The following is a 13,806-nucleotide window of genomic DNA, read 5'->3' as shown; positions in this document are numbered from 1 at the left end:
CCTTCCGTGACCGACGGTGAGATGTCGCCGCACTGGCGGTCACCGGAGGGTCGCTGCGCCCCAGACCGGTCAACAAGTGTGCTAAGGGCGTCACCATCGTCGGCCGCGACCAGAGTCGGAGATGTTGAGGGGGTGTGGGTGGAGCGGAGCTCCCCCACGGAAGGGGAAAATAGCCAAAAATTACCCCCTATAGGGTGATACTGGCGGGCATGAGCAGTACGGTAATCGCCGAAGATGCTCCGCACGCGCCGACGGTGTTGAGCCGGCGTCAGGTCAATGTCGTGTTCACCGCGATCCTCCTCGGCATGCTGCTCGCCGCGCTCGATCAGACCATTGTGTCCACCGCGCTGCCGAGGATTGTGGCGGATCTGGGCGGCGCGGGGCACATGTCGTGGGTCGTCACGTCGTACCTGCTCGCCGAGACCGTCGCCACCGTGCTTGCCGGGAAGTTCGGGGATCTGTTCGGGCGGAAGCTCGTGTTCCAGGTCAGCACCGTCGTGTTCGTGGCCGGGTCGGCGCTGTGCGGGCTCGCGCAGGACATGATCATGCTGATCGCGTCCCGGGCCGTGCAGGGCATCGGGGCCGGGGGGCTGATGGTCACGGCCATGGCGCTCATCGCCGACGTGATTCCGCTGCGGGATCGGGGGCGGTACCAAGGGGCGCTGGGTGCCGTGTTCGGGGTCACCACCGTGGTCGGGCCGACCCTCGGCGGGCTGTTCACCGATCATCTCAGCTGGCGCTGGGCGTTCTACGTGAACGTGCCCGTCGCCGTCGTCGTGCTCGCGATGTCGGCCCGGGCGTTGCCGGCGATCCGGGCGGCCGTCAAGCCGGTCATCGACTACGTCGGGATCGCGCTCGTCGCCGCCGGGGCGTCCAGCATGATTCTGGCGCTGTCGTGGGGCGGCAACCAGTACGAGTGGAGCAGCCCGGTCATCGTGGGACTGTTCGCGGCCGCCGTGGTGCTGCTCGCGGCCTTTGTCGTCGTCGAGCTGCGGGCGGCCGAGCCGATGCTGCCGATGCGGCTGTTCCGCAACTCGGTGTTCACGGTCTGCTCGGGGCTGAGCTTCATCGTCGGGTTCGCGATGCTCGGGGCGATGACGTTCCTGCCGACCTACCTGCAGTACGTCGACGGGGTCTCCGCCACCGCGTCGGGGGTGCGGACGCTGCCGATGGTGCTGGGGCTGTTCACCACGTCGATCATGTCGGGGACGCTGATCAGCCGGACCGGGCGGTACAAGGCGTTCCCGATCGCCGGCGGGGCCGTGATGGCGGCCGGGCTGTACCTCATGTCGACCATGCGTCCCGGCACCAGCGTGTGGCTGGAGTCGCTGTACATGTTCGTGCTCGGGCTCGGGATCGGGCTGTCGATGCAGGTGCTGACGATCGCGGTGCAGAACACCGTGCCCTACGCCGATCTGGGGACCGCGACGTCCGGGGTCACCTTTTTCCGTACCCTCGGCAGCTCCTTCGGCACCGCCATCTTCGGCACCCTGTTCTCCAACCACTTCGGGCCCGCGCTGGCCCGGGCGATGGCCGGCGACCCGGGTGTCACGCCGGCCGCGGCCGAGAACCCCGAGCTGCTCAACCGGCTCCCGCACGCGCAGGCCGCGCCGATCGTCGCCGCGTACGCGGACAGCATCACCGACGTGTTCCGCTGGGTGGTGCCGATCGCGCTGCTCGCGTTCGTCATCGCCTGGTTCCTGCGGGAGGTGCCGCTGCGGGACAGCGCCCGGGCCGCCGTGACCGATGTCGGGGACGGGTTCTCCGCGCCGCCGGCCGACCGGGTCTGCCGCCTGGAGCGGGCGATCAGCGACACCATCCGGCAGGAGCGCGGCACCGATCCCGGCTTCCTCAACCGCATCCTGGTCGACGCGGGCGGGGAGCTCAGCCCGTCGCAGGCCTGGGCGGCCGGCCAGACCCACCTGCACGCGACGGTACGCGGGGAGGCCACGCTGAGCGCGATCGCCGACCGGCACAAGCTGCCCCGCGAGGTGCTCGAGCCGACGTTCGCCGACCTCGCCGGGGCCGGGCTGGCCCGGGTGGAGGGCGACAGCGTGGAGCTCACGCCGGCCGGGCAGGCCCAGCTCGACCGGGTCCAGACGGCCTGGAAGCAGTGGCTGGACGCGAAGCTCGACGACATCACCCTCACCGACGCCGAGGACCGCGTCCTGCTGGACCGGGCGCTGTCCAACATCGCGACGAAGCTGGTGGGCGAGCAGAGCGAGCTGCAACCGGCGGCACGCTAAAACAGAAACGCCGGGTGCCGGGCCTGCAGCCAGAGTTCGAGGTCCGCGGCCGGCATCGGCCGGGCGTAGTGGTAGCCCTGGGCGATGTCGCAGCCGAGGGAGCGCAGCGCCAGCACGTGCGCCTCGCGCTCCACGCCCTCCGCGACCACGGTCAGGCCCAGGTTGTGGCCGAGCTCGACCGCCCCGCGGACCAGGATCGCGTCGTCGTGGTCGGTGTCCATGTTCATCACGAAGGTGCGGTCCACCTTCAGCTCGTCGACGGGCAGCTGCTTGAGGTACGCCATCGAGGAGTACCCCGTGCCGTAGTCGTCGATCGACAGCCGCACCCCGAGGTCGTGCAGCTGCTTGAGGGTCGCCGTGGCCTGGGCCGGGTTCGCCATCACGGCCGACTCGGTGACCTCCAGGCGCAGCCGGGCGGCCGGCACCCCGTGCGTGGACAGCAGCCTGGTCACGTCGTCGACCAGCCCGGGGTCGAGCAGGCAGCGCGGGGACAGGTTCACGGCCACCGTGAGCTCGCGGCCCGCGTCCATCCAGGCCCGCGACTGCGCGACGGCGTGCCGCAGGACGTACAAGGTGAGGCGGTTGATGAGGCCCGTCGTCTCCGCCACCGGGATGAAGTCCCCGGGTGCGATCGGGCCGCGCTCCGGGTGCCGCCACCGCACCAGGGCCTCGACGCCGCAGACGGCGCCGTCGGCGAGGGACACCTTCGGCTGGTAGTGCAGCGAGATCTGGTCGTCGGCGTCCAGGGCCCGGCGCAGGTCGCCCAGCAACTGCAGGCGCGAGGTGTCCTCGGTGTGCATCGCCGGGTGGTAGGCGACGATGCCCGCCTTGGTCTCCTTCGCGGTGTACATCGCGATGTCCGCGCACCGGACGAGCTCGTCGGCTGTACCGGAGGCGGAAGAGGCGACCCCGATCGACACCTCGATGTCGACGGTCACGGTGCCGAGGTCGAAGCTGCGGTGCAGGGCGGCCTGGACCCGCCCGGCCAGCCGGGCCGCGTCCTCGGCGCCGGTGGCCGGCAGCAGGATCGCGAACTCGTCGCCGGCCAGCCGGGCCACGGTGTCCGACGTGCGCAGCGCCGCCGCCGTGCGGGCCGCGACCTGGCGCAGGAGCTCGTCGCCGTACTGGTGGCCAAGGGTGTCGTTGACCTCCTTGAACCGGTCCAGGTCGACCATGAGCACCGACGGGCCGCCGGCAAGGGCGTCGGCGGTGCGGGCGATGAACACCGAGCGGTTCGGCAGCCCGGTGAGCTCGTCCTGCATCGCCTGGCGCACCAGCCGCCGCTGGTAGCCGGTGGCGACCAGGGCGAACACCACGATCATGCCGAGCCCGACGGCGAAGGACGACAGGGTCGCCACGAACACCCACCGCTCGACCTTGTCGAGCCGGTCGCTGGCGGCCAGCGCCGCCGCGTCCTGGGTGTCCTCGGCGTCGTGCAGGCTCGTGGCGATCTGCTGCTCGATCGGGTCGACCTCGTCCAGGTCGATGCGGCGGATCTCGACCGGGTCGGCGCGGTCGACCGCGAGGAACAGGGTCTCCATCGCGGCGAGGTACTGCCGCTGCAGCACCCGCAGGCGCACCACGAGCGCCCGGTCCTCGGCGTCGCCGCGCGCCTCGATGTCGGTGAGGGCGACGAGCAGCTGCTGGCTGGCGTCGGCGTGTTCGGCGCGGGCGTGGCGCTCGGGTTCCAGGCGGTACTGCTGCTCGGCGATCTCGCCCAGCGACACCGCCTCGTGGGCGCGGTGGTACGCCTCGGCCAGCAGCGACGCCGTGCGGGCCGAGGTGGCGACGTGCCGGGTCGCGACGGTACCGAGCACGCTCACCCCGGTGAGCGCCAGCAGTACCGCGCCCAGGCCGATGAACGCGGCCCGCCGCCTGGCTTGCGATCGTGGCACCGCCCGCTCCCGTCCGCGCCCCGCGCCGGGTCGCACACCGGAATCGTCGGCACCACACCCGATCCGGTTGACCTCAAAGCCGGTTGCCAAACGGGATCACCGCGGCGCAAACTTCCTAGGATCCTAGGTGCAGTTCCCCAGCTTCGTCGCATTCGGTACGTTCTCCTGCGCGATGAGTACTCCCCCGGACCCCACCCGCATCGACGACCGCACCGCCTTCGCCGAGGCGCTCACCCAGCTGCGCGAGCGGGCCGGGCTCTCGGTCCGCCAGGTCGCCGCGAAGGCCGGCGCCCGCAACTCGCTGAGCACCCTCGGGGACTGGTTCTCCGGCAAGGGCCTGCCGTCGCTGAACTCCCAGCCGCTGTTCACGCGGGTGCTGGAGACGTGCGCGGTCCCGGCCGGCGAACTCCCGGCCTGGCTGGAGGCCTGGCACCGGATCCGGCACCGGCCGGTCGGGCGGGGCGCCGACGGGGAGCCGTACCGCGGCCTGGCGAGCTTCCAGCCCGAGGACGCCGCCTGGTTCTTCGGCCGCGAACGGATGACCGCCGCCCTGCGCGAACGCGTCGAGGCCCGCCAGGCGGCCGGCGGCGGGCTGCTGCTCGTGGTCGGCGCGTCCGGCTCGGGCAAGTCGTCGCTGCTGCGCGCCGGGCTGGTCGCGGCGCTGCGGTCCGCGGGGTGGACGGCCGAGGTGGTGACCCCGGGCAGCGACGAGCCGGCGTTCCCGGCGATGGCGGCCGGGCGCGCCCTGCTCGTCGTCGATCAGGCGGAGGAGCTCTTCACCAGCGGTACCGAACCCGCCGCATTTCTGACCGCCTGCCATCCCCCGCCGGGCGCGGTCGTCGTGCTCGCCCTGCGCGCCGACCTCTACGCGCAGGCCCTCGCCGACCCGGCCCTGCTGGCGGCCGCGCAGGAGCACCAGTTCACGGTCGGCCCGATGACCCGCGAGGAGCTGCGCGCCGTCGTCGTGGAGCCCGCCCGCCGGGCCGGCGTGGACGTCGAGGCCGGCCTCGTCGAGCTCCTGCTGGCCGACCTGGGCACCGAGCAGGCCGGGCTGCCGCTGCTGGCGCACGTGCTGTACACGATGTGGAAGGCCGACCGCCGCCTGACCCTGGCCGGCTACCGGCGGGCCGGCGGGATCAGCGGCGCCGTCGCCGCCACGGCCGAGGAGGTCTACGCGGGCCTGCCCGACGACCGCCGCGCCCTCGCCCGCCGCCTGCTCACCGCGCTCGTGCACGTCGGCGTCGACACCGTCGACACGCGGCGGGTGGTGCCGACCGCCCGCCTGCTCGAGGAGCTCGCCGTCGACAGCGCGGACACCGCCGAGGCCGAGGCGATCCTGGAACGGTTCGTGCGGCACCGGCTCGTCACCGCCGAGGCCGGCACCGTCCAGCTCAGCCACGAGGCGCTGCTCACCGCCTGGCCCCGGCTGCACGACTGGCTGCGCGCCGGGCGGACCGGGCTGGTCGTGCGCCAGCAGCTCGCCGCGGCCGCCACCACCTGGCAGCAGGAACGCCGCGACCCGACCGCCCTCTACGCCGGCACCCGCCTCGCCGCGGCGCAGGACTGGGCCGCCGAGCACCCGGCCGAGCTGGCGCCGCACCTCGCCGAGTTCCTGCGGGCCAGTGCCCGACACTCCAGAAGAACGACCCGCCGTTTGTACCGCACGATCGCCGGCCTCACCGTGCTCGCCCTCAGCACGCTGTTCCTGGCCGGGTACGCGTTCCAGCAGCGGCACGCGGCCGTCGGCCAGCGCAACGAGGCCCTCTCCCGGATGATCGCCGGACGGGCCGACTGGCTGCGCGAGCGCGACCCCACCCTCGCCGGCCAGGTCGCCCTGGCCGCGTACCGGACGGCGCCGACGGTCGAGGCCCGCTCCAGCCTCCTCGACGCGGCCGCCACCCCGGCCCCGGCCCGCCTCGGCCCGTTCGAGCGCGCGGCGCAGGCGGTCGTGCTGCTGCCGACCCGTGGGCTGCTGGCCGCGGCGGGCGCGGACCAGACGGTGCGGCTGTGGGACACCTCGGTCAGCCCGCCCCGCGCCGGTGCCGCCCTGCAGGGGTCGACCGGCGCCCTGTTCGCGCTGGCCGCCAGCCCCGACGGCCGGCTGCTGGCCGCGGCGGGCGCCGACGCCAAGGTGCACGTGTGGCGCCTCGGCAGCCTCACCCACCCCGAGGCCCTGCCCGCCCTCGACGGACCGGGCGGCACCGTCTACGCCCTCGCCTTCAGCCCCGACGGGCAGACGCTGGCCGCGGCCGGAGCCGATCACGCCGTGCACCTCTGGCACGTCGATTCCGCGGGTGTACTGCCTGTTGCCTCCCTCCCCGACTCCCCCGCCGTCCTGCAGTCCCTGGCCTGGAGCCCCGACGGGCGCGCCCTGGCCGCCGGGGCCGCCGACGGCGCCGTGCACCGCTGGGACCTCGCCGACCCCGCCCGCCCGGCGCACCTCGCGCCGCTGACGGGGCACACCGGCAAGGTCCTCGCCCTCGCCTACAGCCCCGACGGCGCGCTGCTGGCCAGCGGCAGCGGCGACGCCACGGTGCGGCTGTGGGACGCGGGCCCCGGCACCGCCCACGGCGCCCCGATCACCGGCCCGACCAGCTGGGTCAACGCGCTCGCGTTCACCCCGGCCGGGGACCGGCTGCTGGCCGGGTCCAGCGACAGGACCGTCGCCGTGTTCGAGGTCGCCTCCGGCCGCCGGCTGCAGTCGCTGCACCACCCGGCCCCGGTCACCGCCCTCGCCCTCACCGCCGACGGGCACGGCCTGGCCACCGCCGGCACCGACGGGTACGTGCGCACCTGGACCCTGCCCGGCCCGCTGCTCACCGGCCCGGCCGGCGGCGTGTTCGGCACCGCCTACAGCCCCGACGGCACCACCCTGGCCGTGGCCGGCAAGGACCAGACGGTGCGGCTGTGGCACGTCACCGACCCGGCCGGCCCGTCCCTGTGGGGCGCGCCGCTGCACCGCCCGGCGGGCGGCGACGGCTACGCGGGCACCACCGCGTACGCGCCCGGCGGCCGGCTGCTCGCCGCCGCCACCCGCAAGGGCGAGATCGACCTGTGGAACGTCGCCGATCCGGCGCACCCGGTGCCGGCCGGCGCGCCGCTTACCGGGGCCGAGGACCTGATCGAGACCCTGGCGTTCGCTCCGGACGGCTCGGTGCTGGCCGCGGCCGGCGACGACGGCAACGTGTACATGTGGGACGTCGCCGCCGCCCGCCTGCTCGCCACCGTCCCCGGCAGCAAGGCGATCGTGTTCTCGGTCGCGTTCCACCCGACCCGCCCGCTGCTGGCCGCGACCGACACCGACGGCAACGTGCGCCTCTTCGACCTCGCCGACCGGTCCCGGCCCCGGCTGGTGAGCACGCTCGGGGGGTTCGGCGGGTACGCGTACAGCGCCGCCTTCAGCCCCGACGGCCGCCTGCTCGCCGCCGGCAGCGCCGACAAGACCGTGCAGCTGTGGACGATCGCCGACCCGGCCCATCCGGTGCCGCTGCCCCGGCGGCTGACCGGGCCGGCCTCCTACGTGGACTGGGTCGCGTTCAACCCGCGCGGCGACCGGCTCGCGGCCGCCTCGACCGACGGGACCGTGTGGATCTGGGACGTGCACGACCCGGCCCGGCCGTCCACGGTCGCGACCCTGGGCCGGGCCGACGAGGCGTACTACGTCGTCGCCTACAGCCCGGACGGGCGCACCCTCGCTGCGGGCAGCGACGACGCCACCACCCGGCTGTGGCCGACCGATCCGGACGCGGTGGCGGCAACGATGTGCCGTTCCGTGGGGAGCGTGATGAGCCGGGCGGAGTGGGAGCAGTACGTGCCGTCGGCGCCGTTCACCCAGCCCTGCTGAGCCGGCCCGCGTGTCCGGACCTGTCCGGAGTGCTGGACGCGGACGGGGCCGGACGGTTGGCTGGATGGCACGCGTTCCGAGGGGGGCGCCGCCCGCCGGGGGAACTCCAGCTTCCCGGCGGGCGGCCTCACCCCGCCGCATACTGACCCGGTGACGCGGCCGATGATCAGGATCAATCAGCTCGGGTACCGCACCGGCGCGCCGAAGGTCGCCACCTGGGTGACGGACCGCGCCGCGCCGGCCGCGTTCGCCGTGACCCAGGGCGACGCCGTGGTCCTGCGGGGGCACTCGCAGCCGTGGGGGCGCGATGCCGGGTCGGCACTGGACGTACAACTGCTGGATCTTGGGGCTCTTGAGGACGGCGCCGGGTATCGCGTCGTCGCCGGGGACGACCGCAGCCACGAGTTCCGGGTCGGCGCCGGCCTCTATGCGGGGTTGCGCTCGGACGCCCTGCGGGTGCTGACCCGGCTGCGCTGCGAGCACACCGGGGACGTGGCCGTGCCCGGGTGGACCGGGCCCGACGCGGAGCGGCTGTACCCGGGGTGGCGGCCGACCGGCACCTTCGACGTGTCGGGCGGGTGGTACGACGCCGGGGACTACGGCAAGTACACGGTCAGCGGCGGGATCGCGCTGTGGCAGCTGCTGTTCGCGCTGCGGTGGCGGTGGGACGACGAGCTGGCGGCCGAGTGCCGGTGGCAGCTGGAGTGGATGCTGCGGATGCGGGTGCCGGCCGGGCAGCCGTACGCGGGGATGGCGTTCCACCGGGTGCACGGGACGACGTGGTCGCCGATGCCGGGGCGGGCCGGCGACGATCCGACCGTGCGGGTGCTGCACCGGCCGTCCACCGCGGCGACGTTGCACGTGGCGGCCGTGTGCGCGTACGCGTACCGGGTGTTCCGGGAGGAGCGCCTGCTGCACAGCGCGCTCTCCGCGTACGCGGCCGCCGCCGCGCATCCGGTGCTGATCGCGCCCGACGATCAGGGGCGGTTCGGCGGGGGGCCGTACGGGGATCCGGACGTCCGGGACGACTTCTTCTGGGCCTCGGCGGAGCTCTGGCTGGCCCGTGGTGGCACCTTGGACGAGTTCGAGCCGACGTTTCCGCTCGACGGGTTCGACTTCGATCGGGTCGCGCCGCCGGCGTGGCTGGACCTGGCGCTCGAGGGCGGGCGGGGGGTCGAGCACGTCCTCGCCGCCGGGGAGCGGCTGCTCGCGGTGCAGGCGGGGCAGGCGTGGGGGCAGCCGTACGCGCCCGGGGACGGCTGGCAGTGGGGGTCGAACGGGCGGATCCTCAACAACCTCGTGGTGCTGGCCGCCGCGCACGAGCTGAGCGGTGCGCGGCGGTTCCGCGACGGGGTGGCGACCGGGATGGACTACCTGCTCGGGCGCAACGCACTCGGGCAGAGCTACATCGTCGGGTACGGTCCGGACGCCACCCGGCACCTGCGGACCCGGCAGTTCGGGCACGACCTCGACCCGACCCTGCCGCCGCCTCCCCCGGGCGCCGTGGCGGGCGGCGCGAACTCGGTGCCGACGCCGGGCTTCCCCAGCGATCCGCGGCTCGCCGGGCTCGCGCCGCAGCTGTGCTACCTGGACGAGCCGACCTCGGAGACCACCAACGACCTGTGCATCCGGTGGAACGCGCCGCTGGTCTTCGTGGCCGGCTTCCTCGCCTAGTTGGTGGTCTGGGACAGCGCCTCGCGGCGGTTCGCGATCAGGCTGGTGGCCGTGACCGCGACCAGGGTCACGATGATGACGATCAGGGACAGCGGGGTCGGCACGTCCGGGACCCAGGACCACACCGTGTGCGCCCAGTGCAGGACCAGCTTGGCGCCGATGAACGCCAGGATGATCGCCAGCCCGTGGTTGAGGTGGCGCAGCTTCGACAGCGCGTTGCGCAGCACGAAGTAGAGCGCGCGCAGGCCGAGCAGGGCGAACGCGTTGGTGGCGAACACCAGGTACGGGTCGCTGGTCACGCCGTACACGGCCGGGACGGAGTCGACCGCGAACACCACGTCGGTGAGGAACACCGCCGCGACGACCAGGGCCATCGGGGTGAGCGCGCGCTTGCCGGCCTGGCGGATCGTGAGCTTGGTGCCGTGGTACTCGTCGGCGACCGGCATGAGCCGCCGCAGCAGCTTCGTCGCGCGCATGTTGCCGGGGTCGACCGCATGCTCGGTGTGCCGGACCGCGTCCCGCATGACCTTGATCGCGGTCACGATGAGCACCGCCCCGAACAGCAGGAACGCCCAGGTCCCGGCCGACAGCAGGGCCGCCCCGGCCGCGATGAAGATGCCGCGCAGCACCAGGGCCCCGACGATGCCGTAGAGCAGGACGCGCTGGGTGAGTTTCGCCGGTACCGCGAAGGCGCTCAACAACAGCATGAACACGAACAGGTTGTCGACGGAGAGCGACTTCTCCACGACGTAGCCGGTGAAGAACTCGACCCCGGGCTCGCTGCCGTGCGCCAGCCACACGTAGACGCCGAACACCGCGGGCAGCGCCAGATAGAACACCGACCACGCGACGGCCTCGCGCATCGGCACGTCATGCGGCTTGCGGGTGAGCACGAAGTCGAGCGCCAACAGCCCAAGCAGGACCGCAATGGTCACCGCCCAGAGCTGCGGCGACGCGATGGACTCGGTAGGCATACGGGTCTCCTCGAACGCAGCGTGACACGTTCGAGGTCTCCCCCACCCGCCTTGGTGCCGCGGCGGGTGTCCGCCCGGGAACCGCAACGGCGGCTCGTACTGACCGGGACAGCGCTTACGGGGTACTCCCCTCAGCCCCGAACTATACGGGCCGTCCCTGGACGTTTCCTGAAAGCGCCCGGTTGCCTTCGGGTTGCCGCCACTTTTCCGCCCACTTTCCTCACCCCACCAGCCAGTTTCCTCACCCACCCCGCCGAGTTGCCGCCCCTTTCCGCAACCCATCACGCGCTTTCCTTCGTTTGCCGCAGCACGCCGCCAAGTTGCCGCCGCTTTCCGCAAGCCATCGCCGAGTTGCCACCGAGTTTCCGCAGACGATCGCCAAGTTGCCGCCGATTTCCGCAACACCACGCAGAGTTGCCGGCCAGTTTTCCAAGCCCGCGACGGAGTTGCCGCTGCGTTGGGCGCGATGTGTCCCATTCGCCGTCGGGGTTTCCATTCCCCGCGGGTGATTTTCCGCCCATCGCCGGGCGTCGAACGGCGGGCTGGTTTTCCGTCCGTCGCCGCGCGTCTAGCCGTGGGCTAGTTGGAGATGACCTCGAAGCCGGGCGGTGGCGAGGCGGCGCTGGTTTCGGTCTGGGGCTGCGGGTTGGTCCCGGTCGCCGGTTCGGTGCCGGTGCTGGCCGGGGTCGACTCGGTCGGTTCGACGGTGGCCGTCGGCGTCGGGTCGGAAGTCGGGGTGGCCGTCGGCGTCGGGGAGGCTGTGGCCGTAGGAGTCGGCGACTTGGTCGGCGTCGCCGAGGCGGACTCGGCCGGGCGCGTGGTCGGCGCCGGGTTGCCCGGGCCGCCGCCGTTCGCGGGCCGGGTCGTGCTCGTCACCGGGCGGTTTTTCGTCGTCGTGCCGGTCGCGGTCGGCCGGGGCGCGTCCACGGTCGGGTCGGCGGTCTTCCCAGGCGGGGCGACGTCCTGCCCGGTCGGCGGGGCGTCAATGGGGGGCGGCACGGCGGCCACCTCCGGAGAGTGGCCGAACCACGGCACCACGCCGCTCTGCGACGAGCCCAGGGCGCCGACCGCACCGGCCAGCACGACGGCGACGCCCACGCTGACAGCTCCCGTGCGGAACGCCCAACGCCGAGTACGGAAGCGCTCCGACTGCTCCCAGGCCCGGCGGCCCAGCGCGCGGGCCGAGGCGACCAGAGCGGTGCCGTCGAGCATGCCGCCGCTGCCGAACAGGCCCGCCGCACGACGGTCGCCGGCTGAGCCACGACTCCCCAACAGCCCGAAACGGCCAGCGGTCGGCTGCACGCCCGAGGCCGCGCCCGAAGCTGCGTCCGAAGCCGCGTCCAGGGCAGCGTCCGGGGCAGCGTGGTCGACGACCGGGCCGCGATTACCCAGGCGGCCGAATCGCGCGAACCGCCCACCGGCCCCACCAGCCGAACCGCCCCCAAGAGCCGAGCCAGCGGCCGCACCCGACCCAGCAGCGGCCAGGTCGGAGTCCGCCCCCGCGCGATCGGCAAGTGAGCCGCGATCAGCGTTCGGCCCGCGGTTGCCGTAGCGACTCAAGCGCGAGAAGCGGCCCGCAGCCGGCGGCGCAGCGTGAGCAGGCTCGCCGGCCTGCGCCGCACGCATCCCGGCGAGATCCGCGGACGACATCGGGCTGGTCGGCTCATAGTCAGACGCCGACATCGCCGAACTGAACTCGTCCGCCGACATCGCGCGGGTCGGTCCGAAGTCCGACATCGCCTCGTCGGCCGCCCGGGCCAGCCGCTCAGACGCGAACCCACCCCCGGAAGCGCCCACCCGCGGAGCATCCCCCGACGCGAACCCGCCGGAAGCAGCCAACCGCGAAGCATCCCCCGCCGCGAACCCACCGTCGGACGCCAACGCGCCGCCGATCACGCCGGCCTGCGCAGAGTCCACAGCGCCGAAAGCGGCCGCGCCGTCAAAGGAGTCCGCGCCGTCAAAGGCAGCCGGGGCCAAGGCCGAGCCGGTGTCGGACAGCCCGGCCCGGTACGCCCCCTCCGCGTCCGACATCCGCTGGTCCAGCCACGTCTCACGGACGGCGCGCGACGGGCGTTCCGACTCGTAGGTGGTGTCGTGCCAAGAGGCCTGGGCGGACTTCGCGGCGCGGCGGGACTGCCGGTCCGACCAGGTGCCGGCGCCGTCGGTCTGGGCGTGGCGGCCGGGGCGGGCGAAGCGGCCGGCGATGGCGGTGCCGCCGAAGAGGATGGAGCGGCCCAGGCGGGAGGCGAGCGACGGGCGGGAGTCGTGGTCGAACTCGGCCGGGCGGATCGTGGCCAGGACCGCGGTGCGCCGCGACTCGGCGGCCTCGCTCAGCCAGGCGGGCAGGTCGACGGTGGTGCCCGACAGTTCGGCGAGGATCAGGGCGACCTCGTCGCTGGAGGGGCGAGCGGCCGCGTCGGCGGCGAGGCAGCGGTCGACGAGGTCGTAGAGCTCGGCGGGTGGCGCGCCGGTGATGCAGCGGGACAGGACGCCGCCCAGGGCGTGGATGTCGGCGGCGGCCGCGGCCGGGTCGTACTCGGTGCGCTCGGAGAAGCCGACGACCTTGGCGCCGAGCTCGCCGATGAGGATCTTGGAGGTGCTCAGGGTGCCGTGCAGGACCCACTGGCCGTGTGCGTGGGCCAGGGCGGCGGCGACCTGGGCGCCGAGGCGGGCGGCCTCGCGCCAGGTCATCGGGGCGTCGGCGAGGCGGGCGTCGAGGGACGGGCCGTCGGCGAGCTCCATCACGACGTACGGCGTGCGGCCCCGCTCCGGCAGCTCGGCGATGCCCACGTCGTAGACGGCGGCGATGTTCGCGTGGACCAGCCGCGCGGCGGTCCGCCCGTCGGCGAGGAACTGCTCGGCGACATCCAAGTCGGCGGTGTGCGGGATGCGAACCGCGACCGGCCGATGCAGCAATCGGTCGGCGCCATGCCAGATCTCCGCGGTGCCACCGGTCCCGGCCAGCCGGTCCAGGCGGTACCGCCCCTCAAGCTCCATGGTCTCCTGCAACGCCCCCCAGCTCTGCCCGGATGCCACCCTCTGCCGCACTGCAACAGTACCGTCCGCCGACCAGCCACCACGTGACGGTTAGGTGTCGATTCGGCTGGTCTCGGCGCATCTTGTTCCCCGGTCAGGGGCCCATTCACCCGCTCGGGGTGTGGCCCGTGTCACCG

6 protein-coding genes are annotated in these 13,806 nt (G+C 73.7%); 3 read left to right on the top strand and 3 right to left on the bottom strand.

From position 1 onward, the window contains the following. The first annotated feature begins 209 nt into the window (after window positions 1-209). Window positions 210-2,246, top strand: coding sequence for a DHA2 family efflux MFS transporter permease subunit (locus tag ACQP00_RS16705; RefSeq protein ID WP_433219978.1), 2,037 nt, complete (start codon window positions 210-212; stop codon window positions 2,244-2,246). Here the strand turns inward: ACQP00_RS16705 and ACQP00_RS16700 are convergent. Then, entirely contained in the window at window positions 2,243-4,141 is a 1,899-nt protein-coding gene (locus ACQP00_RS16700; RefSeq protein ID WP_433219976.1) for a putative bifunctional diguanylate cyclase/phosphodiesterase, read from the bottom strand. The two genes, ACQP00_RS16705 and ACQP00_RS16700, sit on opposite strands and share 4 nt — an antisense overlap. A gap of 172 nt (window positions 4,142-4,313) precedes the next feature. Between ACQP00_RS16700 and ACQP00_RS16695 the strand changes: the two genes are divergently transcribed. Continuing rightward, window positions 4,314-7,985, top strand: coding sequence for a helix-turn-helix domain-containing protein (locus ACQP00_RS16695; RefSeq protein WP_433219974.1), 3,672 nt, complete (start codon window positions 4,314-4,316; stop codon window positions 7,983-7,985). 150 nt (window positions 7,986-8,135) lie between these two features. Then, window positions 8,136-9,659: a glycoside hydrolase family 9 protein gene (locus ACQP00_RS16690; RefSeq protein WP_433219972.1), complete on the top strand. Its 1,524-nt coding sequence runs from the start codon at window positions 8,136-8,138 to the stop codon at window positions 9,657-9,659. Here the strand turns inward: ACQP00_RS16690 and ACQP00_RS16685 are convergent. Beyond that, the gene (locus tag ACQP00_RS16685) at window positions 9,656-10,633 is read right to left on the bottom strand and encodes a TerC/Alx family metal homeostasis membrane protein (protein ID WP_433219970.1); all 978 of its coding nucleotides are present in this window, start codon (window positions 10,631-10,633) and stop codon (window positions 9,656-9,658) included. The genes ACQP00_RS16690 and ACQP00_RS16685 overlap by 4 nt on opposite strands. Before the next feature lie 579 nt (window positions 10,634-11,212). Further along, window positions 11,213-13,630: a protein kinase gene (locus tag ACQP00_RS16680; protein WP_433219968.1), complete on the bottom strand. Its 2,418-nt coding sequence runs from the start codon at window positions 13,628-13,630 to the stop codon at window positions 11,213-11,215. Window positions 13,631-13,806: the final 176 nt, after the last annotated feature.

It is taken from the genome of Dactylosporangium sp. CS-047395, from assembly GCF_050942185.1.
In the GTDB taxonomy this organism is placed as follows: Bacteria; Actinomycetota; Actinomycetes; order Mycobacteriales; family Micromonosporaceae; genus Dactylosporangium.
The sequence above is the reverse complement of the archived record's forward strand: the minus strand, read 5'-3'. Positions and strand labels throughout refer to the sequence as shown.